Source organism: Caballeronia sp. LZ035 (assembly GCF_031451175.1).
In the GTDB taxonomy this organism is placed as follows: Bacteria; Pseudomonadota; Gammaproteobacteria; order Burkholderiales; family Burkholderiaceae; genus Caballeronia.
The window spans coordinates 1,664,623-1,688,745 of record NZ_JARUXS010000001.1; the positions used below are offsets into that span (position 1 = coordinate 1,664,623).

Below are 24,123 nucleotides of genomic sequence, written 5' to 3' on the forward strand. Positions count from 1 at the left end.
TTTTGTAGCAGTACGTGGAGAACCGCAATGCGCATCAAACTGATCAACCCCAACACGACGCAGCGCATGACCGACGCAATGGGACACTGCGCCCGGCAAGTCGCCGCGCCCGGCACGGAGATCGTGGCGGTCAGCCCGACGATGGGCCCGCCGTCCATCGAAGGCTATTACGACGAAGCGGTGGCCTCGCTCGGCCTGCTGGCCGAGATCGAGGCGGGAGAGAAGCAGGGTTTCGACGGCTATGTGATCGCCTGTTTCGGCGATCCCGCCCTGTACGCGGCGCGTGAGCTGGCGCGCGGCCCGGTGATCGGCATCGCGGAGGCGGCGATGCATGCGGCGAGCGTGATCGCGCCGGGCTTCTCGGTGGTGACGACCTTGCAGCGCACCGTAGGCATGGCGTGGCATCTGGCGGAGCGCTACGGCATGTCGCGCTTCTGCAAGAACGTTCGCGCTACCGACGTCGCCGTGCTCGAACTGGACGAGCCGGGTTCGTCGGCGCGCCAGACGATCATCGACGAATGCCGGCGCGCGCTCGACGAGGACGGTTCGGATGCCATCGTGCTCGGCTGCGCGGGCATGGCCGAATTCTGCCGCGAGGTGGAGGACGCGATCGGCGCGCCGGTGGTGGAGGGCGTCACGGCGGCGGTGAAATGGACCGAGGCGCTCGTCGCGCTGAAACTTCATACCGCCAAGCGCGGCGACTACGCGCGGCCGCTGGCGAAGCGCTATGACGGCGTGCTGGCCGATTACAGTCCGCGCTGAGCCTGCCTCGGCGGCCACGCCGGCGCCCACATACCGCCGGCGTGACCCGGATTATCTGCCCTGATGTATGGGCGCGTCCGGGTCTTTTGGCTACACTGAATCGTCAACAATCCCGATTTTCAACGCCTGCCTGCGAACGCCCAGCTATGTCACACGATCCGAACTATCCACGCGACCTGATCGGCTACGGCCGCCACCCGGTCCAGGCCAACTGGCCGGGAAACGCACGCGTCGCCGTGCAATTCGTGCTCAATTACGAGGAAGGCGGCGAGAACTGCGTGCTGCACGGCGATCCGGGCTCGGAGCAGTTCCTGTCGGAGATCGTCGGCGCGGCGTCGTATCCGTCGCGTCACATGAGCATGGAGTCGATCTACGAATACGGCTCGCGCGCGGGCGTGTGGCGCATCCTGCGCGAGTTCGAGAAGCGCGGCCTGCCGCTCACCATCTTCGGCGTGGGCATGGCCATCGAACGTCATCCGGAACTGGCGAAGGCGTTCGTTGAACTCGGGCATGAGATCGCGTGTCATGGCTATCGCTGGATTCATTATCAGGACATGTCGGCAGAGCGCGAGGCGGAACACATGCGCCTCGGCATGGAGGCGATCGAACGCGTGACCGGCGTGCGGCCGCTCGGCTGGTACACCGGCCGCGACAGCCCCAATACGCATCGGCTGGTGGCGGAATACGGCGGCTTCCTCTACGACTCGGACAACTACGGCGACGACCTGCCGTTCTGGACCGAAGTGGAGGTGACGGGCGGCGAGAAGAAGCCGCATCTGATTCTGCCGTACACGCTCGACACCAACGACATGCGCTTCGCGACGCCGCAGGGCTTCAATACCGGCGATCACTTCTTCACCTATCTGAAGGACGCGTTCGACGTGCTGTACGCAGAGGGCGACGAAGCGCCGAAGATGCTCTCGATCGGCATGCATTGCCGTTTGCTGGGCCGTCCAGGCCGGTTCCGCGGCCTGCAGAAGTTCCTCGATCACATCGAGCAGCACGACCGCGTGTGGGTCACGCGGCGCGTGGACATCGCGCGGCACTGGCGCGAGCACCATCCTTTCGATCAATCCAGCACCGGGACGGCGGCATGAAGGCGATGCACTACTCACTCGACCAACTCAACACGCTGCCCGCCGACACCTTCGTGACGGTGCTCGCGGGCATCTTCGAACATTCGCCGTGGGTGCCGGAAGCGGCGGCGAAGCAGCGTCCCTTCAAGGACATCGACGCGCTGCATGCGGCGATGTCGCGCATCGTCGAGACGGCGGGCGAAGAAAAACAGCTCGCGCTCATCAACGCGCACCCGGAACTTGCCGGCAAGGCGGCGGTGCGCGGTGAACTGACCGCCGAGTCCACGCGCGAGCAAAGCGGCGCGGGCCTCGATCTCTGCACGCAGGAAGAATTCGACAGGCTCCAGTCACTCAATACGCGCTATCGCGAGAAGTTCGGCTTTCCGTTCATTCTCGCGGTGCGCGGCTATGACCGTCACGGCATCATCGCGAACTTCGAGCAGCGCGTGAATCACGATCGCGCCGAAGAGTTGCGCACGAGCCTCGACCAGATCTACCGGATCGCCCGTTTCAGGCTGAACGACCTGATCCAGGCTTGATCCGCCTTCACCGCCACGCTCCACGATAAGGACTTGATAAATGGCTATTCCGACACTCGATCCCAACGCACCCGAATTCACGCGCCGCCATGTGAACCTGGCGGATCCGCGTCTGGGCGCGCAGGCACTCGAGGCGAGCGATGATTTCTTCGCGCCGAAGGAGCGCATGCTGAACCCGGAGCCGGCCGTGTTCATTCCCGGCAAGTTCGACGATCACGGCAAGTGGATGGATGGCTGGGAAACCCGCCGCAAGCGCTCGACCGGCTATGACTGGTGCATCATCAAGCTGGCGCGGCCGGGCGTGATCAAGGGCATCGATCTCGATACGAGCCACTTCACCGGCAACTTCCCGCCGGCGGCGTCGATCGAGGGCGCGCATGTGATCGAAGGCGCGCCGAACCAGTCGACGCAATGGACCGAAGTCGTGCCGTCCACGAGCTTGCAGGGCAACACCCATCACTATCTGGACGTGAAGACGGAGCAGCCGTTCACGCATCTGCGCGTGAACATCTATCCGGACGGCGGCATTGCGCGTCTGCGCGTCTATGGCCAGCCGCAACTCGACTGGAGCCGGGCGGACCGCCACCAGCTCGTCGATCTCGGCGCGATGGAAAACGGCGCCTATCTGGTCGGCACCAACAACCAGCACTTCGGCTTGGCCTCGACGCTGCTGATGCCGGGCCGCGGCGTCGACATGGGTGACGGCTGGGAAACGCGCCGCCGCCGCGAACCGGGCAATGACTGGTGCATCGTCGCGCTGGCGCAACCGGGCGTCATCAAGAAGGTGGAAGTGGACACCGCGCACTTCAAGGGCAACTATCCGGACCGCTGCTCGCTCCAGGCAGCGTTCGTGAAGGGCGGCACGGACAGTTCGCTGGTCACGCAGGCGATGTTCTGGCCGGTCCTGCTCGGCGAACAGAAGCTGCAGATGGACAAGCAGCATTTCTTCGAGTCGGAGCTGGAAGCGCTTGGCCCGGTGACGCACGTGCGCTTCAACATCTTCCCTGACGGCGGCGTATCGCGCCTGCGTCTTTTCGGAACCCTCGCATCATGAAGAAACTCGTCATCGAACCGTTGACGCGCGCTGCATTCGAGCCGTTCGGCGATGTCATCGAGCTCGATGGCGCGAAGCAGATTCCGATCAACCTCGGCACGACGATCCGGTTCCATGATCTGTGCCATGTCGATGTAACGGATGGCGGCGGTCACGCGATCGTCAATCTCTTTCGCGGCCAGCCGCGCGCGCTGCCGTTCGAATGCACGATGCTGGAACGGCATCCGTTCGGCAGCCAGGCATTCATTCCGCTGGATGACCGGCCTTATCTCGTGGTCGTCGCGCCCGCGGGCGATCTCGACGAGACGAAGATCCGCGCCTTCGTCACGCGCGGCTGGCAGGGCGTCAACTATGCGAAGGGCGTGTGGCATCACCCGCTGCTGGCATTGGAGAAGGTGAGCGATTACATCGTCGTCGATCGCGGCGGCGGCGAAGGGCATAACCTCAACGAGCAGGACCTGAGAGAGTCGTTGTGGCTGACTCAAGAAGCGATGCGCTGAGACGCATCTTCGGAGGCGCAGGGAAGGACCGGTTGCAGTCGAGCCGGTCCTTTTTATTTGGGGGCGTTAAGATAGGCGGCTCTTTTCCCCGACGACCCCTACACGATGATCGATCTGCGCAGCGATACCGTCACCCGTCCCAGTCAGGCCATGCTCGCCGCGATGTCGGCGGCCGAAGTCGGCGACGACGTCTGGGGTGACGATCCCACCGTCCTCAAGCTCCAGGCGACGCTCGCCGAACGCACCGGCAAGGAAGTTGGACTGTTCTTCCCGAGCGGCACGCAGAGCAATCTCGCGGCCCTGATGGCGCATTGCGCGCGTGGCGACGAGTACATCGTCGGGCAGGCGGCGCATACCTACAAGTACGAAGGCGGCGGCGCCGCGGTGCTGGGCAGCATCCAGCCGCAGCCCATCGAGAACGCGGACGACGGCTCGCTGCCGCTGGACAAGATCGCGGCCGCCATCAAGCCCATCGACAATCACTTCGCACGCACGAAGCTGCTTGCGCTCGAGAACACCATCGGCGGGAAGGTGCTGCCGGCGGCGTATGTCGAGGAGGCGGCGCAGCTTGCGCGCGCTCGCGGTTTGTCGGTGCATCTGGACGGCGCGCGCGCGTTCAATGCGGCGGTGGCGTCGGGCAAACCGATCGCCGATATCTGTGCGCCGTTCGACAGCGTGTCGATCTGTTTCTCGAAGGGACTGGGCGCGCCGGTCGGCTCGGTGCTGGTGGGGCCGCGCGCGTTGCTGGAGGTGGCGGGCCGCTGGCGCAAGGTGCTGGGCGGCGGGATGCGGCAGGCGGGGTTGCTCGCGGCGGCTTGTTTGCATGCTCTGGATCATCATGTTGAAGGGCTCGCGCGGGATCACGAGAACGCCGAGCGTCTCGCCGCGGGACTTGCGCAGATCGAGCCGATCAAGGTGCTGTCGCAGGCCACGAACATGGTGTTCGCGCAGATTCCTGAGGCGCATTGCGCGTCGCTGGAAGCGTATCTCAAGGAGCGGGGCATCTTGATGCAGATGCTTTACGCATCGCGGTTTGTGACGCATCGGGATGTGTCGCGGGAAGACATCGATACGGTGATTCAGGCGGTCAAGGGGTATTTTGCGGGGTGAGGCGCTTGCCTGGTTGAACCGGCTCAAAGGAAAGAGCCGGTTCAACCAACGGTCTGCAGGAGATTTAGCTCAACAAGGAAACCAATTCCCTTCGAATATCGCGAAGTCGAGTCAACGATTGTCGATGAAAAATCCGTCCAACCGAATCTGGGCCAGATAACCGTCTTCCGTTGCCCCAAACGCAAGCTTTTCATCGATTGCGTACCAGGCCGCCGCAGTGAGCCAGGACAGATAGAGCGTTCCATTGGTAGGCTCGTAATAGATCCTGGGCTCTTCCATTCCTGCGCGATTGTTTGAATCGAAATCCGCCGAGAAGGTGAGTATGGAGCGGGGCGCTTCGGCATACGGGAGAGTGCAATCGATCCATTGCGTCGGAGTCATCAAGATATCCCAGTCAATCACTCGCTTTCTCGAATCGAGGGCCATGGAGAACGAACTGCCTGTGAGAACGTAGCCACGGGGATGGATGCCGAACTGATGATCCAGTACTTGACTCAAAGCGGTAGTGGACGTCGCAAGATCGCTGTCGACGTAAGCAATCTCGCAAGACAATGAGAGACTTTCACCGTCCCAACAGGACCTGATCAAAGGAGGCTCGTGCAGCGCGGGCTCTGCCTTGATCATCGGTTTCATTTAATGCATCCGTGGAGAAACTGAAGGAATGAGCGCACGAGCGCGCTATCCTCGCAATGCTCTCGCTACAAATCGAAGGCTGATACACGAATTGTCTGAAATTGTGTTTCGACGCATGCCAGGTGACTGCAAAAGTGGCGGACATCCCGCAATCGGCGCCTAAAAAGCAAAACCCCGTTCGTTGGCCGAGAATCCAACGAACGGGGGCGCCGTTCACTCATCAATCACGCTCTTTCAAGCCCGATCCACAGCCTCACTCCACCGCCCCTCCCGCAAACCACGCCGCCACCTTCTGCCGCTCGGCATCGGTCATCTGCGTGACATTCCCCAGCGGCATCGCCTTCAGCGTCACCGCCTGCTGATTCACGCGCTGCGCGTTCTGCTTGATCTCCGCCGGCGTATCCAGCAACACGCCTGCCGGCGCGCTGCCCATCATCGTCGGATGCGCGGAGTGGCACGTCGCGCAGCGCTGCTGAATGATCGGCTGGATATCCGCGACCTTGATCGTCGGCGCACCGGCGGCCTGCGCGACGGGCATCGTCGGCGCGGGCATCGTCCACGCAAACGCGCCCAGCACCAGCACCAGTCCCGCGACCGGCATGTACCACAGCACCTGGCCGCGATGACGCATCACGAAGAACTGGCGGATCAGCGCGCCCGCCAGCATGATCAGCACCAGAATGAGCCAGTTGAACTTGTGCGTGTAGGTCATCGCATAGTGGTTCGACAGCATCGCGAACACCACCGGCAGCGTGAAATACGTGTTGTGCACCGAGCGCTGCTTGCCGCGCTTGCCGTAGATGGCATTCGGCGTTTCGCCCTTGAGCATTGCCGCGACCATCTTGCGCTGCCCCGGAATGATCACGAAGAACACGTTCGCCGACATGATGGTCGCGATCATCGCGCCGGTGATCAGGTAGGCGGCACGGCCCGCGAACACGTGGCACGCGATGAACGCCGCGACCAGCACATAGATGCCCACGCAGATGCCGAGCAGTTTGTCGTTGGTGCCGAGCACGCGGCACAGCGTGTCATACACGATCCAGCCGGCCATCAGGAAGCCCAGCGCCGCCGACACCGCCACCACCGGACCCATGTCCAGCACGCTCTTGTCGATCAGGTACGTGGACGGCGACAGCAGATACAGGACGAAGAACAGGCCGAAGCCGGACATCCAAGTCGTGTACGACGGCCAGAACGACCAGTGCAGGTTCTCCGGCATGTCCTGCGGCGCGACAGAATACTTCTGCATGTGATAGAAACCGCCGCCGTGCACGTGCCAGAAGTCGCCGAACACGCCGCGACGGCGCGCGTTCGGGTCAGTGGGCGGTTTCAGGCTGTTATCCAGGGCGACGAAGTAGAACGATTCGCCGATCCAGGCGATCGCCACGATGACATGCAGACAGCGCAATACGAGATTGAGCCAGTCGGTGACAAAGCCTTCCATGTACTCCTCCACTACCGATTTGTTTTATGCGCGCCGTCTGCGAGGGGACCAAGGGCAGGGCGCGAAGTCATTGTCCTTAGCGTGTGCTCAACTGCCGCGATACGTGCTGTACGCCCACGGCGAAACCAGCAGCGGCACGTGATAGTGCGACGCCGCGTCCGCGATGCCGAAGCGCAGCACCACGCGGTCGACGAAGCGCGGTTCGGGCACCTTCACGCCCAGCTTCGCGAAGTAATCGCCGGCATGGAACACGAGTTCGTATTCGCCGATGCTGAATTCGGCGCCTTCGAGCAGCGGCGCATCGGCGCGGCCGTCGTCGTTGGTGTGGATGGTCTTGAGCGCGCGGCGCGTGTCGCCGTCGAGCGCGAACAGTTCGACCTGAAGATGCGCGCCCGGGCGGCCGTGCGCGGTGTCGAGGACGTGGGTAGTGAGCTTGCCCATTCGCAGTTTCCTTGAGTTATGCGAGATCTGGCGGAGCGCTGATCCGAAATTCCGCGGCCCCGGGGGCGGGGTGCGTGTGCGGCGGATCGAGGCTCCACGTCAGTGGCTACATACCCGTCGGCGTTTCGGATGCGCGCCGTGTACAGCATTGTAGGAAGTCGCCGCGCGCTGTGCGCCCGCGATAGGAAAGATAATGCCCACCGCATGAGCGCTGTCCAAAACGGCCCTCGTGCGCGTCCGCCGGGTCTCTCGGCGATGCTAACCGCGCCAAAAATCAGGAATATATCGGGGCGCTGAGGACGACCATGCCGGGAGTCTGATTGCGGCCGATTTTTTGGCTGCGGACAGTGGCATTGCGCGCACGATATCTGGATACTGTGCCGCGTCCCGAAGACGGCGACCGACGCTGGGTAACCGGGGCTTAACCGGACCTCAACGCCGTTTTCAGGAGCAACCCAGATGCAAGCCAGAACCCTGCTGGTCAGGAACGCCCACATGCTTGTCACGATGGACGCGCAGCGTCGCGAAATCGTCGACGGCGGCATATTCATCGAAGGCAACCGCATTGTCGTCGTCGGGCCGACGAGCGAACTTCCAGAAAGCGCCGACGACATCCTCGACATGCGCGGCCACCTCGTGATCCCCGGCCTCGTCAACACGCACCATCACATGTACCAGAGCCTGACGCGCGCCATTCCCGCCGCGCAGAACGCCGAGCTGTTCGGCTGGCTCACGAACCTGTACAAGATCTGGGCGCATCTCACGCCTGAGATGATCCATGTCTCGACCCAGACCGCGATGGCCGAGTTGCTGCTCTCCGGCTGCACGACGTCCAGCGATCATCTCTACATCTACCCGAACGGCAGCCGGCTCGACGACAGCATCGCGGCGGCGCGCGAGATCGGCATGCGCTTTCATGCGGCGCGCGGCAGCATGAGCGTCGGGCAGAAGGACGGCGGCTTGCCGCCCGATTCCGTCGTCGAGAAGGAAGACGCGATCCTGAAGGACACGCAGCGCCTCATCGAAACCTACAACGACGCCGGCCGTTACGCGATGCTGCGCGTCGTCGTGGCGCCGTGCTCGCCGTTTTCCGTGAGCCGCGAGCTGATGCGCGACGCCGCGCTGCTCGCGCGCGAGCACGGCGTCTCACTGCATACGCATCTGGCCGAAAACGTCAACGACGTCGCCTACAGCCGCGAAAAATTCGGCATGACGCCCGCTGAATATGCCGAGGATCTCGGCTGGGTCGGCCATGACGTATGGCACGCGCACTGTGTGCAGCTGGACCGCGCGGGCATCGAACTGTTTGCGCGCACCGGCACTGGCGTCGCGCATTGTCCGTGCTCGAACATGCGGCTGGCTTCCGGCATCGCGCCGATTCGCGCCATGCGCGATGCAGGCGTGCCGGTGGGAATCGGCGTGGATGGCTCCGCGTCGAACGACGGCGCGCAGATGGTCGCGGAAGTGCGTCAGGCCTTGCTGTTGCAGCGCGTGGGCTTCGGCCCCGACGCGATGACCGCGCGCGAGGCGCTCGAGATCGCCACGCTTGGCGGCGCGAGGGTGCTGAACCGCGACGACATCGGCGCCCTCGCGCCCGGCATGGCAGCGGACTTCGTGTCGTTCGACCTGTCGCAGACGGCGTTCGCAGGCGCGCTGCACGACCCGGCCGCGGCGCTGGTGTTCTGCGCGCCATCGCAAGTGTCGACGAGCGTGATCGACGGCAAGGTCGTCGTGAAGGAAGGCCGCCTGACGACGCTCGATCTCGGCGCGGTCGTCGAACGGCACAACCGGCTGGCGGGCGAGCTGGCGAACCGGTCTTGAAAAACAAGCGGGGCGCCTTTCAAGCGCCCCGCAACGGCATTACGGCTGATCGATCAGCGAGCGCGTCGCCTCCGCGACGAGCCCGCGCAGCCAGCGGACTTCGTCGGAGTAATGGCAGCGCTCGTGCCACAGCTGGTAGTACTGCATCGGCGGGAAATCGAGCGGCGCGGGCACGACGGCAAGCGGCAGGAAGCGGGCGTAATGATCCGCGAAGAGCCGCGTCGTCGTGAACACGAGGTCCGACTTGATGAGCACGTAAGGCGCGAGATTGAAGTACGGCAGCGTCACGACCACATGGCGCTTGAGCCGCTCGCGCGCCAGATGCACGTCGATCGCGCCGCGCTGGCCGACCGAATAGGGCGTCGGCGCGAGATGCGGGGCGTTCAGATACTGGTCGAGCGTGAGACCGCCGCGCTTGGCGAACGGATGCGTATTGCTGACGAGACAAACGATCTTGTCGACGAACAGATTGGACAGATGCAGTTGTTCGGGCGGCTCCGGCCAGTTGCCGACGACGATATCGAGCTTGCCGTCCTCCAGCGCGAGTTCGTAGTCGAACGCCGGGCCGAGCGAATGAAACTCGAGCGTGGCGTCGGGCGCGGCCTGGCGGAAACGTTCGACGACCGTCGGCACGAACAGCACGTTGAGATAATCGGGGCAGCCGATGCGATAACACCGCACCGACGTCGACGGATCGAAGTTGTGCTGCTGTACCTTGATGCGCTCGATTTCGCGCAAGGCGTTCTGAGTAGGTTCGAGGAGGCGCAGGCCGTATTCGGTGGGCACCATGCCGGACTTGCCGCGTACCAGCAGCGGGTCGCCGGTGATATCGCGCAGGCGGCGCAGTGCCGCGCTAATGGCAGGCTGTGACTGATTGAGCTTGACGGCCGCGCGGGTCACGCTGCGTTCCATCAGCAGGGTGTGCAAGACGCGCAATAAATAAGTATCGATCGCCTCGCGTTGCTGACTCATGTTATCTCCACTATACGTTCTGCCTGATATCAGCAGGGGTTGTCCATATCATTTTTAGTATGTAGCGAAAATTTCGTCAAGGTGTGGCTTACCCGCAAAACGTGGCTGCGCGTGATTTGGCGCGTTATTTTGAGTGATCGACTTGGAGACCCGAATTCTGTACATTCTGCCCGCGGCCCGATTTGCGTGACGTCCGTTCGTCACGCGCCGGTTTCGCGGTAACTTTTTCCAGCCTGGCCTGCTCGGTGGCCGGGCGCATTTCTGGATCTCAATGGGCGACGCCATCCAATCGTCGACGACGCCACCGCGCCTGGCGTTGTCAGGCATCAGCAAGCAGTATCCGTCGGTCAAGGCGAACGACGGCGTGAATCTCGTCGTCATGCCGGGTGAAATCCACGCCGTGCTGGGCGAAAACGGCGCGGGCAAGTCCACGCTGATGAAGATCATCTACGGCGCCGTACGGCCCGACGAAGGCGAGATCCGCTGGGAAGGCGAGGCCATCGAGATCGGCAGCCCGGCGGCGGCGCGCAAGCTCGGCATCGGCATGGTGTTCCAGCATTTCTCGCTGTTCGAGACGCTGACGGTGGGCGAGAACATCGCACTCGCGCTCGACGAGAAGTTCGACATGAAGGCGCTCGGCAAGCGCATTCGCGAGGTGTCGAAAGACTACGGGCTCGATGTCGATCCGCAGCGCCACGTACACAGCCTGACGGTCGGCGAACGGCAGCGCGTGGAGATCGTGCGCTGCCTGTTGCAGAATCCGCGTCTGCTCATCATGGACGAGCCCACGTCGGTGCTCACGCCGCAGGCGGTCCAGAAGCTGTTCAAGGTGCTGCGCCGGCTCGCGTCCGAAGGCTGCAGCATTCTCTATATCAGCCACAAGCTCGACGAAATCCAGTCGCTCTGCGAGAACGCCACCGTGATGCGCGGCGGCCGCGTGACCGGCAATGCCGATCCGCGCCGTGAAACGCCGGCGTCGCTCGCGCAGATGATGGTCGGCCATTCGCTGCCGGACTACACGCGGCGCGAGCACCAGCCGGGCGAGATCCGGCTCGCGGTGAAGAACCTGTCGGCGGCGAGCCCGGATCCCTTCGGCACCTCGCTGAGCACTGTCTCGTTCGCCGTGCACGCGGGCGAGATCTTCGGCATCGCGGGCGTGTCGGGCAACGGCCAGGCGGAACTGCTGGCGGCGCTCTCGGGCGAGATTCGCGACAGACACATTGCCGCCGACGCCGTGTCCATCTGCGGCAAGCCCGCCGCGCGCCTGAGCGCGGGCGGACGGCGGCGGCTGGGCTTCGCGTTCGTGCCCGAAGAGCGGCTCGGACGCGGCGCGGTGCCGGCCATGTCGCTCGCGGACAACGGGCTGCTCACGGCGCATCGCGAGAACATGGTGCGCGGCGGCTGGATCCGATCGGGCGCGGTGCAGGCGTTCGCAGACCGCTGCATCCAGTCCTTCGACGTGCGTTGCGGCGGCAGCGGCGCGCTCGCGCAGAGCCTGTCGGGCGGCAACCTGCAGAAGTTCATCGTCGGCCGCGAGATTCTCCAGGAGCCGAAAGTGCTCGTGGTCGCGCAGCCCACCTGGGGCGTCGATGTCGGCGCGGCAGGCTTCATCCGCCAGCAATTGCTCGATCTCGCGGCGCGCGGCGTCGCGATTCTCGTGATCTCCGAGGAACTGGAAGAACTCTTCGACATCTGCGACCGGCTCGCGGTGATCGCGGGCGGCAAGCTCTCGCCGGTACGCCCGACGAGCGAAACCAATGCGGAAGAAATCGGCCTGTTCATGGCCGGTCTGTTCGACGGCAAGCGCGCGCAGTCGGCCGAACTCGATTCACTCCCGAAGTAAGCGAACGATGATCTTTCCCTATCGACTCGAAGCGCGCCCGACGCCGTCGCGCGCCATGCAGCTTGCCGTGCCGGTGGTCGCCGCGGTCGCGACGCTCGTCATCGGCTTTCTGATTTTCAGCCTCGTCGGCCAGGATCCGCTGCGCGCGATGCACGCGTTCTTCATCGAGCCGCTGTCGAGCGTCAACGGCTGGTCGGAACTCGTGCTGAAAGCGTCGCCGCTGTGCCTGATCGGCCTGGGGCTCGCGGTCGGCTATCGCGCGAACGTGTGGAACATCGGCGCGGAAGGGCAGATGCTGCTGGGCGGCATCGTTGCGGGCGGGATCGCGATCCATGCCGGCGATGCCTCCGGCTGGTGGACGCTGCCGCTGATGATGGCGGGCGGCGTGGTCGGCGGCATGCTGTGGGCGGCGATTCCCGCGTTGCTCAAGAGCCGTTTCAATACCAACGAGATCCTGACGAGCCTGATGCTGACCTACGTCGCGGCGCAACTGCTGATCTATCTGGTGAGCGGCCCGTGGCGCGACCCGGACGGCATGAACTTCCCGATCTCGGCCATGTTCGGCGACGACGCGCTGTTCCCGCGGCTCTACGGCGACTGGCACTGGGCGTGGCTCAAGGGCACGCGCATCAACGCGTCAGTGTTTCTCACGGCAGTCGCCATTCCTTGCGTGTGGGTCTTCATGCGCAAGAGCTTCGCGGGCTTCCGGATGAACGTCGGCGGTCTCGCGCCGCTGGCCGCGCGCTACGCCGGTTTCTCCGACAAGAAGACCATCTGGACCTCGCTGCTGCTCTCGGGCGGCCTCGCGGGCCTGGCCGGCATGGGCGAGGTGGCCGGGCCGATCGGCCAGTTGCAGGCGGGCTGGTCGCCCGGCTACGGCTTCACGGCGATCATCGTCGTGTTCGTCGGTCGGCTGCATCCGGTGGGCATCGTGCTCGCGAGCCTGCTGATGGCGCTGCTCTATCTCGGCGGTGAAGCCGTGCAGACCTCGCTGCAACTGCCGCAGGCGCTCGCGGGCGTGTTCCAGGGCCTGCTGCTGTTCTGCCTGCTCGGCTGCGATCTCTTTGTGAACTACCGCATCACGCGGCGTTCGGCGCATCACACCGCTTAAGCTTAACGAGAGCAGAAGACCATGGATATCAATCAGGCCAGCAACCTCGCGTCCAGCGCCGTCATCGCCGCGATCCCGCTGATGTACGCCGGCGCCGGCGAACTCGTCGCCGAAAAGTCGGGCGTGCTCAACCTCGGTGTGGAAGGCATGATGCTGATGGGCGCCGTCACCGGCTACGCCGTCACCGCGATCACCGGCAGCCCGTGGCTCGGCATCGTCGCCTCCGTGTTCGCCGGGCTCGCGATGGCGCTGCTGTTCGGCTTTCTCACCATCACGATGCTTGCCAACCAGGTCGCCACCGGCCTCTCGCTGACGATCTTCGGCATCGGCTTTTCGGCCTATGTCGGCAAGCCGTACACCTCGGCGGCAGTGCGCGCGAGCATCGACGTGATGCCGATTCCCGGCCTCTCTTCGATTCCCGTACTCGGCCCGGCAGTGTTCTCGCTGACGCCGCTCGGCTATCTCGCGTTCATCATGTTCGCGGTGATCGGCTGGTTTCTCTACAAGACACGCGCGGGGCTCGTGCTGCGTTCGGTCGGCGAGTCGCCGGCGGTCGCGCATTCGGTGGGCTTTCCGGTCGTCGGCGTGCGCTACGGCGCGACGCTCTTCGGCGGCGCGATGGCCGGTATCGCGGGCGGCTATTACTCGATCGTCTATCTGCACGTCTGGCAGGAGCAGCTGACCTCGGGACGCGGCTGGATCGCGCTTGCGCTCGTCGTGTTCGCGACCTGGCGGCCGGGACGCCTGCTGATCGGCGCGCTGTTGTTCGGCGCGGTCATGGCGTTGCAGTTCTATGCACAGGCCATCGGCGTGCCGGTGCCGACGCAATTCCTCGCGATGCTGCCGTACATCGCGACGATCGTCGTGCTGGTGCTGATCTCGCGCAACCCGAACACCATCAAGCTCAACGCGCCGGCTTCGCTCGGCAAGCCATTTTTCGCGGCGAGCTAGCGGACCGTCACGGCGCGCGCGGCGGTTTCGTCCGTTTTTTTGGCTGACCACACTCTGTCACACGCACAACCGATTCACACACAACATCGACCAGGAGAATCACAATGAATAAACCATGGCTCAAGGCCGTCACTGCGACGGTCGCGCTGTCGGCCAGCGTCGCGGCGATGAGCACGCAGGCGGCCGATGCGCCGGGCGTCGCATTCGTCTATCTCGGCAATCCGGGCGATGCCGGCTGGACCTTCGCGCACGACGCGGGCAGCAAGGAAGCCGAGGCGAAGTACGGCAGCAAGATCAAGATCACGCGTGTGGAGAACGTGCCGGAATCGGCCGATTCGGAACGCGTGTTCCGCGATCTCGCCAACAAGGGCAACAAGGTGATCTTCGCGACGAGCTTCGGCTATCAGGATTTCGCGCTGAAGGTCGCGAAGGACTTTCCCGATACCACGTTCCTGACGGCCACCGGTTTCAAGAAGGCGAAGAACTTCGGCACCTACGACGTGCGCATGTACCAGGGCGCGTATCTCGCGGGCGTCGCGGCCGGTTACGTGACGAAGACCAACACGCTGGGCTTCGTCGCCTCGGTGCCGATTCCGGAAGTGGTGCGCAACATCAACGCCTACACGCTGGGCGCGCGCTCCGTGAATCCGAAGATCCACACGAAGGTCATCTGGATCAACAGCTGGTTCGATCCGGGCAAGGAAAAGCAGGCGGCCGAAACGCTGATCGGCCAGGGCGCCGACGTGCTGTTGCAGAACACGGATTCGAACGCGACACTCAACACGGCCGCCGAGAAGCACGTGTATGCCTTCGGCTGGGATTCGAACATGAAGAAGTTTGGTCCGAACGCGCATCTGGGTTCGGTGGTCGCGCACTGGGGCGTCTATTACAACGACGTGATCCAGAAGGTGATCGACGGCAAGTGGAAGAACGATCCGGTGTGGCTCGGCATTCCGCAGAAGGCCGTGGACCTGGAAGACCTGAATACGGGCGTGATTCCCGCGAAGGCGGTGCAGGCGGTTGCCGCGAAGCGTGACGAACTGCATGGCGGCAAGTGGGATGTGTTCAGCGGTCCGATCAAGGATCAGTCCGGTGCGGAGAAGGTGCCGGCCGGCAAGACGCTGACGGATCCGGAACTGCAACGCATCAACTGGTACGTGGAAGGCGTGGACGGTTCGCTGCCGAAGTAAGGATGCTGGCCAGGCGGTCTATCGGGCCGCCATCAAATCAAAAGCCGCGCTCCGTTGCGAAACGAAGCGCGGCTTTTTCATGCGACGTGTGAACGCGTCAATCCTCGAGGCGGATGCCGACCTTGAGCGTCACCTGCCAGTGCGCGACCTTGCCGTCCTCCACGTGCCCGCGCGTTTCCGTGACTTCGAACCAGTGAATGTTGCGCAGCGTCTTCGAGGCTTTCGATAAAGCGACGCGCACGGCGTCGTCGCTGGACTGGGGCGAGGAACCGGTGAGTTCGATCTGCTTGTAGACGTGTTCCGACATGGTGTTCTCCGTTCTTGATGAAGGGCGGCGCGATTGGCCAGTGGCGTCGCGAGAAGCTTGCAATGTCGTTGCAGCAAGGCGCGCGCCATTGCCTGTGGCGGCGCGCGGCTTCCATTAGAGAACATGAAAGCGTGCGGGAATAGTGGGGGTTTGCGCGAGGGACCTGCTCGATCCATGGCCGTGAACGCATCGGGCCTCGCAGGGAGGCCCGATCGATTCGCGCTACGGGAGATGCCGGATGACTCAGCGCAACGGACGTGAAGCGGCGTCACCCGCATCCTGCCGGCGCGCGCCGCGCCGCCTGCGTGCCGAAACGGTGGCGCCGAAGTCGTTCAGGATCTGGGTGCGGGCACGGCTCGCGAAAACAAGGAAGCCGAAGCCGTTGGCCTCGTACCAGTAGCCGCCGTTCTCGAGTCCGTCGAGCGGTTGTTCGAGCGCATTGGTGATGGATTCGACACAGCGCCTGTGCAGTTCGTCGATGGCCGGATAGGGCGGCTGGGCGCCGCGCACGCTGCACAGGAGGACATCGAGTCCGGGCAGCACATGGGCATAGAGCACCGGTTCGTCCTGCGCGCGAGCGCGCGCGATTTTGGTGTCTAGCTGACCGAAAGGCCTGAAATGCCGGAGCACGGCGAGAAACGACTCGTCGCCGTCGGCTTTCACGCGTTTACGCTTTTTCGGGAAGGACATAAAAACTCGCCTGAAAAAGAATTGCAAGAAACGCAGCGTCCTCATGCGGCCACTCCCGTCTTGCGCGCCGCACGTCGATCTTTTATAGCGCATCGATGTGAATAGGTCACGGTGATTCGGGCCAAGGATCACGACCGCCGATTTGCACGGTCTCCTGCCTGATTGCACGATCCTGGCGCACGATTCATGCCGTTGACCGATTGGCGGCCCGCTTGGCATCCAACTGGGCATCCCTCTGAGCATCTAATCCCAATAATAGTCCCGCTCCTGCCCGCAGGAACAGCTTTCGTAAAGAAAAAAGCGGTAGGGCGCACCAACGGAAGTGGGCTGCTGTTTGTGCAGACCCGCGCACGCCGCGCGGGTTCCTGAGATTCTTGAAGGATCGGCTGGCTAGACGCGCGGCGCGTTCTTCAGTTCGTCGCGGATTTCGCGCAGCAGCAGCACGTCTTCGGGCGTGGACGGCGGCGGAGCCGCTTCAGTGGGCTTGCGCAGGTTGTTGATGAACTTGACCATCAGAAAGATGATGAACGCGAGAATGATGAAGTTGATCAGCACCGTGATGAACGAGCCATAGCCGAACACGGCCACGCCGGCGGTTTGCAAGTCCTTGTACGAATCCGGATTGCCCTTGAAGGTTGGGGGTATGGGTCCGAGTTTGACGAAGAGATTGGAAAAGTCGAGGCCACCGGTGGCAAGGCCGACCACCGGCATGATCAGGTCCTTCACGACGGAATTGACGATGGTCGAAAACGCGCCGCCGATGATGACGCCGACCGCGAGGTCCATGACATTGCCCTTCAGGGCGAAGTTCTTGAATTCATCGATCATGCTCATGCGCGGCTTCCTCCAGTTGAAGTTCGGGACGGTGTAACGGGGTAGAGCGGCAGCAAGGGCTATGCCATTGAAACGCCGGTAAGCCGCGCCGCGTCGGGCAATGCGGCGTGGACAGCGTCCATGATAGTCAATTCGACTGCGCGCCGCCCGCGCTCCGCACATTCCGTCTTGCGCCGCGCAGGCCTCACTTCGCCGGCACGCGTCCCTGGCTGATCGCCGCGCAGAACGCGGCGTGATCGGCCACGGTCTGCGCGCCATAACGCTCGGCCCAGCTTGCATAGGCGGCATCGAGCTTGTCCGAGCTGCCGCAATAGCCAGCAATGAGCGCGGCATCGCCGGTGCGGGCGTGGGCGCGCGCGAGCAGCATGCCGAGGCACCAGGCGTAGAAATCGAACGTGGCGCCGTGCAGCCAGTCGACTGGAATCGAGCCGCGAATCTGCTTCATCTGGCGTACATAGAAGTCCCGGCCGGAGATCGTGGTCCAGCCGAGCAGCGCGTCGGACGAACTCTGCATCAGCCGCTGCCCGTGCACGACGCGCCGTCCCTGATGCTGGAACGGCTCGTCCAGCGGCGGCACGAACGGCGCGGCGGCCGGCACGATGCCTTCCTTCACCTGCACGAACAGCGGATCGCCGAGCGCGCGGCCGAGCATCAGCACAAGGTACGCGCGCGTACCGACGCTGCCCACGCCGACCACCCGATGCGCGACATCCGCGACATCGTAGCGTTCGAGCATCATGCGCCACTCGCCGGCGATGGTCTGCAAATAGGCCTTCAGGCCATCAATCACATGATTTTTCTCGGCGGCGTCGAGCTGCGTGAGGATCGGCGGATCGACCTTGAAGCGATAGCCCTTGCCCACTGGCTCGGCCATCTTCGCCAGCATGGTCGCGTGCGACCGCTTCATCGCACGCTCGACGGTCTTCTCGATGGTGGCCTTTTCTTCCGCGTCGAGGCGGGTCGGCGCGTCCATGTGCAGGGCGCTCGCGTAGCTGCGCATCTGCCAGAGATCGTACGGATTCACCTGCCAGAGCGTCGCCATGGTCGTGCGATAACCCGCGCACGCGGACCGCACCGCGCGCTCGCGTCCGGCCAGGTCCACGCCGTTCTCGCGCGCCGCCACATTGATGCTCGCAGTCAGGCGTTTCAGGTCCCATTCCCACGGTCCGACGAGCGTCTCGTCGAAGTCGTTGAGGTCGAACACCACGTCCTGACGCGGCGTGCGGAACAGGCCGAAATTATTGATATGCGCGTCGCCGTCGATGATGACGTTGTGCCCGATCGAAGGCGACTTCGCCAGGTCCCAGGCCATCACGGTGGCGGCGCCGCGCAGGAAGGCGAACGGCGATTCCGCCATGCGCTGCATGCGCAGTGGAATGAGCCGTTCCTGGCGGCCGGCGTTGCCGGCGAGGACGCGCTCGACCGGATCGGGGCGGGCGGAGTCGGGCTGCCAAGCGGCGTGCTGCTCGAACGGCACCGCGTCGCGCAGGGAGCGGCCGGCGGCGCGACTGGCTTCGGCCGTGCCGGCGGCCTGGGGGTTTGTCGGGGTGGAACCGGGGCGCGTGGACAAGGCGGGCTCTCCTTGGGGTTTGGACGCAGCAAGGCGTCCGACAGATGCGCCAGGCGCGCAACGGCGTCATCGACAGGCACGTTTTACACGGTGTACGCGTCGGGCACATGGCGGCGCAAAGAGCCATGCCGCGCATGAACGCCCGATGCAGCGCCAAGCAAGCCGCGCGCCGCGCCGTGTCATGGGCACGCAAAATGCTCTTTTCGATCCGCCTTACACGTCCGCAATGCACGGCCGCAATACACGCAGCAAGCGCCGCACGATCCCGACGCCGCGCGCGTCATCACTCGAATCCGATCATCTCATGCCGAACGAACACCGCATTGCCGAAGGCTCCCCGTTTCCGCTCGGCGCCACCTGGGACGGAAACGGCGTCAACTTCGCGCTGTTTTCCGCGAACGCCACCCGCGTCGACCTCTGCCTGTTCGACGAGAAGGGCGAACAGGAACTGCACCGCATCGAACTGCCCGAATACACCGACGAAGTCTGGCACGTCTATGTCCACGATCTCAAGCCCGGCACCGTCTACGGCTATCGCGTCCATGGTCCCTATGACCCCGAAGCCGGCCATCGCTTCAACCCGAACAAGCTGCTGCTCGACCCGTATGCGAAGGCGCACGTCGGCGAGCTGAAGTGGGACCCGGCGGTGTTCGGTTATACGCTGCTCGCCGAAGGCGACGATCTCACCTTCGACGAACGCGACAGCGCGCCCTTCATGCAGAAGTGCCAGGTGGTCGACCAGAGCTTTTCCTGGACCCACGCCACCCGCGTGCGCGTGCCCTGGGAACACACGATCTTCTACGAAACCCACGTGCGCGGCTTCACGAAGCGCCATCCGGCAGTGCCCGAGCACATGCGCGGCACCTTCGAGGGCCTCGGCCAGAAGGAAGTGGTGGAGTACATCAAGAGCCTCGGCGTGACGTCAGTGGAACTGCTGCCGATCCACGCGTTCGTCAACGACAGCCATCTGACCGACAAGGGCCTGACGAACTTCTGGGGCTACAACACGATCGGCTTTTTCGCGGCCGACCCGCGTTACTTCGCGCGCGGCGCGGGCGCCGTGGCCGAATTCAAGGAGATGGTGGACCGTCTGCACGAAGCCGGTCTCGAAGTGATTCTCGACGTGGTCTACAACCACACGGCGGAAGGCAACGAGCGCGGCCCGACGCTGTCGTTCCGCGGCATCGACAACGCGTCGTACTACCGGCTGATGCCGGAAGAGTCGCGCTACTACATCAACGATACCGGCACCGGCAACACGCTGAACCTGTCGCATCCGCGCGTGCTGCAGATGGTCACCGACAGCCTGCGCTACTGGGTGACGGAGATGAACGTCGACGGCTTCCGTTTCGACCTCGCGACGATTCTCGGCCGCGAGCCCTACGGTTTCGACGAGGGCGGCGGGTTCCTCGACAGCTGCCGCCAGGATCCGATTCTCTCCAGCGTCAAGCTCATCGCGGAGCCGTGGGATTGCGGTCCGGGCGGCTATCAGGTCGGCGGTTTCCCGCCGGGCTGGGCCGAATGGAACGATCGCTATCGCGACACGGTGCGCGGTTTCTGGAAGGGCGACGAAGGCGAAGCGCCCGAGCTTGCGACCCGCATGACCGCGTCCGGCGACAAGTTCAACAAGCGCGGCCGGCGTCCGTGGGCGAGCGTGAACTTCCTGACCGCGCACGACGGCTTTACGCTGAACGATCTCGTCTCCTACAACGACAAACACAACGAGGCGAACGGCGAAGACAACAAGGACGGCCATTCGGATAACAAGTCGTGGAATTGCGGCGCCGAAGGCCCGACCGACGATGACGAGATCCGCACGCTGCGCGAGCGCCAGAAGCGCAATCTGCTGGCGACGCTGCTGTTTTCGCAAGGAACGCCGATGCTGCTGGCCGGCGACGAGTTCGGCCGCACGCAGCAGGGCAACAACAATGCGTATTGCCAGGACGACGACATCAGCTGGGTGAACTGGGATATCGATGAAAACGGTCTCGCGCTTACCGAGTTCGTGCGCAAGCTGACGACCTTGCGGCATACGCTGCCGGTGCTGCGTCGACAGCGCTTCCTGACGGGAGAATATCGCGAGGATCTGCAGGTCGCGGATGTCAGGTGGCTGAGCCCGAGCGGCGACGAGCTGACGCAGGAGCAGTGGGACGACCCGAACATGCGCTGCTTCGGCGTGGTCATGGACGGGCGCGCGCAGGCGACGGGCATTCGCAAGCCGGCGTCGGATGCGACCTTGCTGCTGATCGTGAATTCGTATCACGATGTCGTCGACTTCACGTTGCCGGACATTCCGGGACCGGACGAGTGGATCTGTCTGATCGACACCAATGCACCGGTTCGTGAGGAGTTGCCGGTGTTCGGTTCCGACGATGTCTACCAGGTGACGGGCCGCTCGCTGCTGCTGTTCGCCCTGCAGCCGCGCGGCGCGACGCGACGCATCTTCAAGCGTCTGGAAGAGGCGCTGACGGATGAAATCCCGCCGCAGGGCGAGTCGAGGCCGTCGGAGCCGGGTGGCGGCAGGTGAGTCGCTGATCGGCGGGGCGGTATCATGCGATCTTTGCGATTGCAATCGAAGGCGGCGCGAGCCGCCTTCTTTTTTCTCCTGATTTCGCTGATGGCCGCTTCGACCTTGCATGACCGCGCGGGCAATTGCCTCCGCGCCACGCCCGCCGCATGATGCTGCGGACGCTGCTCTACCTCGCGAACTGGGATCAGCTGGAGCGGATCTGGGCGTTCGTCGTCGGCTTCTTCAAGTTTCTGTGGGGCTTGCTGCGCTTTCTCGGCGGTGGCGGCTGAGCGCGGTTGTTTCTCGCGCCTCCTCAAAAAAAACAGGCCCCGCGTGCGGGGCCTTGTCATGTGCGAGACGGGTGAATCAGGTATCGCGCCAGCCGTCGTCGTTGTTGCCGAGGTCCATGCCGCCGCCTCCGCCACCGTCGCTCCAGTCGTTGGAGCCGTTGCCGAAGTCGAGGCCGCCACCGCCGCCGTTGTTGTTGTTGCCAAAGTCCAGACCGCCGTTGTCGTTCTGCGCCGGGCGATCGACCGGCACATCGCGCTCGATCACGCGGTCGCGTCCGTGCGACAGCGCTTCACCCAGCAGCACGCCAGTCAACAATCCGCCCATGCCGCCGCCAAACCCGCCGCCGCCTTGCTGGATGATGACGGGCGGTTGCCCTTGCTGCGGCGGATAGGGTCCTTGCTGTTGCGGATAAGGCGGCTGTTGGCCACGGCCAAAGCGCTCGGCTTCCTGTGCATACGGCGAACCGTTCGGCGCACCGGCTTGTGCGGCAGCCGGGTCCGGGCGACCTTCGGCGCGGGCCTTGAGGCTCGCAACCTGATTCTCGAGATCCTCGATGGCATAGGGCGGCACCGGATTCTTCGCGTTCGTCAGCGACTCGACGGTATCGCGCAACTGCGCTTCTGCACCCTCGACGTCCTTCAGCAGCGCTTCATGTCCCGGCGCGGTCGAGAGCCGCACGTCGAGCTTGAGCGAGCGCACTTCGTTGAGAAGATCGGTGGCGCGCTTGAGTTGCCCGCGGCGGTCGGTTTCGGCCTGACCGTCGTCGCGTGCGCGGGCGCGCCGCAAGCCCCAGCGCAGCACCAGCGCGATGGCCGCGATCAGCACCGCGAAGCCGATCCACGCACCCATGCCGATGCCGTGCTTCTGCGGCGCGGCAGCCGCAGCCTGGTCCGGGTTGAACGGATTGCGCACCGCCGTCGTGTTGCCACCGTTGTCCGAACGCGGCGAGATATTGGCGCGGGTCGAATCGGCCTGGATGCGCGCCTGCGTCGCCGCGAAGCGCGCCGGGTCGGTGAAGCTCAGCGAAGGATCGATCGTCTTGGCCTGTTGCAAATGCGATAACGCATCGCTGTAGCGTCCTTCGCGATCCAGCACCTGCGCATACAGATAATGCGCGTGGGCATTCTTCGGATGGGCGTCGAGCACTTCGCTCAACTGCGAGTCGGCTTTCTGCCAGTTGCCCTGCGTCATCGATTGCTCGACCTGCTGCGCCGTCGGTACGGCGAACGCGAGCGGCGAAGCGAGCGACAGCGACAAAGCCACGGCCGTCAAAAACTTTTTCATGAGGCGGGCCGGACGCGATAAACGTCCGTCTCCTTTCGAAGCTGCAAACGAAGCTGCAAACATGTCCTGCTCGAGATAACGCATGATGCTCCTACGCGCCGCGAAGCGTTGAGTTCGCGGCGCGCCGGACGAAGTACTTGCACCTGCACGCGCCCGCAATTACTGCGCCGGCGGGTTGACTTGCTTCTTCAGCGCTTCGAGACGATCTTCCACCGACGGACCGCGATTCAGCGCGGCGAGCTTGTCCTCCAGCGCCTTGCCGGATTTCTGATCGGCCGAATTCAGGCGCGCATCCGAGCGGGCGTTGGCCAGCTGAATCTTGTCTTCGAGCTTCTGAAAGTCTTCGGAAAGATTCTTCCCGCCGATCCCGCCCAGCGCGGTGGCCGCGGTGTCCTTCGCCTGTGCGATCTGCTGCTTCGCCTGAAGGATGTTCGAGCGCGCGTTGAGATCGTTGCGGCGTTGACGCATATCGGCGATCTGCGTCTTCAGATGCTCGACTGACGGCTCCAGCGTCTGGAGTTCACCGGCGAGCGCGTCGCGTTCGGTTTCGGCGTTGGCCTGCGCGGCGAGCGCTTCGCGCGCCAGACCTTCATCGCCGGATTGCAGCGCGCGCCGGGCGCCGTCCTCGTATTTCTTCGCCTTGTCGGCGGCGGCGTCGCGCTTGCTTTGCTGCGTCGCGACCTGCGCCTCGATCTCGATGAGCGAGTTCTCCGCCTTCGCAATGCTGTCGTCGAGCTCGCGCACGATCTGGCGCGCGTCACGCGACGGATCCTGCATGGTGTCGGCGGCGTCGTTCAAGAGACCCTTGACCGTGCGGGTGATCGAATCGAAAAGCGACATGTATTTCTCCTGGATGAAGACTGCGGCGCCTGCGCCGCGTGCTCGCTGCGCGCAGCGGGCGTGCGCGGCGCGTAGTTGAAGGGCAAGGTGCGGGATTGCAAGCGTGGCTCGAGAAAAACTTCCCGCGGATGCATGCGAGTGTGCAAGCGCGCCGGGTCGATTCGCCCATTAGAGCACGCCCGCGCTTAATCCGACCTTAACCTGACGTTAAGGAGTGTAACCACCGATAGATGTTCCACGGTTTGCACGGGACGCATCGTCCACGGGCAAGGCGGTGTCAATGGCTAGAACCTGAATCATCAGTGAGCGAGGCGTCTTCGCCTGTACCGAGTGAGTCGTCTTCGTTGA

Annotated in this window: 23 protein-coding genes; 13 read left to right on the plus strand and 10 right to left on the minus strand. The window is 64.0% G+C overall.

All coding sequences use genetic code 11. The features are described 5' to 3' along the window. The first annotated feature begins 27 nt into the window (after window positions 1–27). From QCE88_RS07820 to ltaE, 6 genes are all read left to right on the plus strand, one after another. A complete protein-coding gene (locus tag QCE88_RS07820; protein WP_309900688.1) occupies window positions 28–762 on the plus strand; it encodes an aspartate/glutamate racemase family protein in 735 nt (244 codons plus the stop codon). A gap of 146 nt (window positions 763–908) precedes the next feature. Then, entirely contained in the window at window positions 909–1,859 is a 951-nt protein-coding gene (puuE, locus tag QCE88_RS07825; protein WP_309900690.1) for an allantoinase PuuE, read from the plus strand. Next, a complete protein-coding gene (uraD, locus tag QCE88_RS07830) occupies window positions 1,856–2,377 on the plus strand; it encodes a 2-oxo-4-hydroxy-4-carboxy-5-ureidoimidazoline decarboxylase (protein ID WP_309900691.1) in 522 nt (173 codons plus the stop codon). Before puuE ends, uraD begins: the two co-directional genes overlap by 4 nt. Window positions 2,378–2,417: 40 nt before the next feature. Beyond that, the gene (gene alc / locus QCE88_RS07835) at window positions 2,418–3,431 is read left to right on the plus strand and encodes an allantoicase (RefSeq protein WP_309900693.1); all 1,014 of its coding nucleotides are present in this window, start codon (window positions 2,418–2,420) and stop codon (window positions 3,429–3,431) included. Then, entirely contained in the window at window positions 3,428–3,931 is a 504-nt protein-coding gene (locus QCE88_RS07840) for an ureidoglycolate lyase (RefSeq protein WP_309900695.1), read from the plus strand. The genes alc and QCE88_RS07840 overlap by 4 nt, the downstream gene beginning before the upstream one ends. Before the next feature lie 105 nt (window positions 3,932–4,036). Then, complete coding sequence (gene ltaE, locus QCE88_RS07845) at window positions 4,037–5,041, plus strand: low-specificity L-threonine aldolase (RefSeq protein WP_309900697.1); 1,005 nt, start codon at window positions 4,037–4,039, stop codon at window positions 5,039–5,041. A 111-nt stretch (window positions 5,042–5,152) separates the two neighbouring features. Here ltaE and QCE88_RS07850 read toward each other — a convergent pair whose 3' ends face one another. The 3 genes from QCE88_RS07850 to uraH form a co-directional block, all read right to left on the minus strand. Further along, window positions 5,153–5,674 carry a hypothetical protein gene (locus QCE88_RS07850; RefSeq protein WP_309900699.1) on the minus strand — a complete coding sequence of 174 codons (522 nt, stop codon included), beginning with the start codon at window positions 5,672–5,674 and terminating at the stop codon, window positions 5,153–5,155. Between the two features lie 253 nt (window positions 5,675–5,927). Further along, window positions 5,928–7,121 (minus strand): urate hydroxylase PuuD, encoded by a 1,194-nt coding sequence (locus QCE88_RS07855; RefSeq protein ID WP_309900701.1) that lies wholly within the window; start codon window positions 7,119–7,121, stop codon window positions 5,928–5,930. 87 nt (window positions 7,122–7,208) lie between these two features. Continuing rightward, on the minus strand, window positions 7,209–7,562 hold the full coding sequence (gene uraH / locus QCE88_RS07860; RefSeq protein ID WP_309900703.1) for a hydroxyisourate hydrolase: 354 nt from the start codon (window positions 7,560–7,562) through the stop codon (window positions 7,209–7,211). Window positions 7,563–8,021: 459 nt separating this feature from the next. Here uraH and QCE88_RS07865 point away from each other — a divergent pair, with 459 nt between their 5' ends. Further along, on the plus strand, window positions 8,022–9,383 hold the full coding sequence (locus QCE88_RS07865) for an 8-oxoguanine deaminase (RefSeq protein WP_309900705.1): 1,362 nt from the start codon (window positions 8,022–8,024) through the stop codon (window positions 9,381–9,383). Between the two features lie 39 nt (window positions 9,384–9,422). On the opposite strand, the gene QCE88_RS07870 is transcribed toward QCE88_RS07865, so the two are convergent. Further along, window positions 9,423–10,355 (minus strand): LysR substrate-binding domain-containing protein, encoded by a 933-nt coding sequence (locus tag QCE88_RS07870; protein WP_061124662.1) that lies wholly within the window; start codon window positions 10,353–10,355, stop codon window positions 9,423–9,425. 271 nt (window positions 10,356–10,626) lie between these two features. Here QCE88_RS07870 and QCE88_RS07875 point away from each other — a divergent pair, with 271 nt between their 5' ends. The 4 genes from QCE88_RS07875 (at window position 10,627) to QCE88_RS07890 (ending at window position 15,450) form a co-directional block, all read left to right on the plus strand. After that, window positions 10,627–12,198: an ABC transporter ATP-binding protein gene (locus tag QCE88_RS07875; RefSeq protein WP_309900707.1), complete on the plus strand. Its 1,572-nt coding sequence runs from the start codon at window positions 10,627–10,629 to the stop codon at window positions 12,196–12,198. Window positions 12,199–12,205: 7 nt separating this feature from the next. After that, the gene (locus QCE88_RS07880; RefSeq protein WP_309900710.1) at window positions 12,206–13,309 is read left to right on the plus strand and encodes an ABC transporter permease; all 1,104 of its coding nucleotides are present in this window, start codon (window positions 12,206–12,208) and stop codon (window positions 13,307–13,309) included. A 21-nt stretch (window positions 13,310–13,330) separates the two neighbouring features. Then, window positions 13,331–14,260, plus strand: coding sequence for an ABC transporter permease (locus QCE88_RS07885; protein WP_309900712.1), 930 nt, complete (start codon window positions 13,331–13,333; stop codon window positions 14,258–14,260). 104 nt (window positions 14,261–14,364) lie between these two features. Beyond that, window positions 14,365–15,450: a BMP family ABC transporter substrate-binding protein gene (locus QCE88_RS07890; RefSeq protein ID WP_409018061.1), complete on the plus strand. Its 1,086-nt coding sequence runs from the start codon at window positions 14,365–14,367 to the stop codon at window positions 15,448–15,450. A gap of 97 nt (window positions 15,451–15,547) precedes the next feature. Here QCE88_RS07890 and QCE88_RS07895 read toward each other — a convergent pair whose 3' ends face one another. The 4 genes from QCE88_RS07895 to QCE88_RS07910 all read right to left on the minus strand — a co-directional run bounded on the left by QCE88_RS07895 (window position 15,548) and on the right by QCE88_RS07910 (window position 18,851). Further along, the gene (locus QCE88_RS07895; RefSeq protein WP_309832023.1) at window positions 15,548–15,757 is read right to left on the minus strand and encodes a dodecin; all 210 of its coding nucleotides are present in this window, start codon (window positions 15,755–15,757) and stop codon (window positions 15,548–15,550) included. 243 nt (window positions 15,758–16,000) lie between these two features. Beyond that, window positions 16,001–16,492, minus strand: coding sequence for a hypothetical protein (locus QCE88_RS07900; protein ID WP_309832024.1), 492 nt, complete (start codon window positions 16,490–16,492; stop codon window positions 16,001–16,003). A 345-nt stretch (window positions 16,493–16,837) separates the two neighbouring features. Then, a complete protein-coding gene (gene mscL / locus QCE88_RS07905; protein WP_309900714.1) occupies window positions 16,838–17,281 on the minus strand; it encodes a large conductance mechanosensitive channel protein MscL in 444 nt (147 codons plus the stop codon). A 184-nt stretch (window positions 17,282–17,465) separates the two neighbouring features. After that, window positions 17,466–18,851 (minus strand): DUF2252 domain-containing protein, encoded by a 1,386-nt coding sequence (locus QCE88_RS07910; protein ID WP_309900716.1) that lies wholly within the window; start codon window positions 18,849–18,851, stop codon window positions 17,466–17,468. 304 nt (window positions 18,852–19,155) lie between these two features. Here QCE88_RS07910 and glgX point away from each other — a divergent pair, with 304 nt between their 5' ends. Beyond that, on the plus strand, window positions 19,156–21,378 hold the full coding sequence (gene glgX, locus QCE88_RS07915; RefSeq protein ID WP_309900718.1) for a glycogen debranching protein GlgX: 2,223 nt from the start codon (window positions 19,156–19,158) through the stop codon (window positions 21,376–21,378). 149 nt (window positions 21,379–21,527) lie between these two features. Next, on the plus strand, window positions 21,528–21,650 hold the full coding sequence (locus QCE88_RS07920) for a hypothetical protein (protein ID WP_309808134.1): 123 nt from the start codon (window positions 21,528–21,530) through the stop codon (window positions 21,648–21,650). Window positions 21,651–21,726: 76 nt separating this feature from the next. On the opposite strand, the gene QCE88_RS07925 is transcribed toward QCE88_RS07920, so the two are convergent. Both QCE88_RS07925 and QCE88_RS07930 read right to left on the minus strand, forming a co-directional pair. Further along, complete coding sequence (locus QCE88_RS07925) at window positions 21,727–22,935, minus strand: tetratricopeptide repeat protein (protein WP_309900720.1); 1,209 nt, start codon at window positions 22,933–22,935, stop codon at window positions 21,727–21,729. A 159-nt stretch (window positions 22,936–23,094) separates the two neighbouring features. Next, on the minus strand, window positions 23,095–23,775 hold the full coding sequence (locus QCE88_RS07930) for a PspA/IM30 family protein (RefSeq protein WP_309832034.1): 681 nt from the start codon (window positions 23,773–23,775) through the stop codon (window positions 23,095–23,097). Window positions 23,776–24,123: the final 348 nt, after the last annotated feature.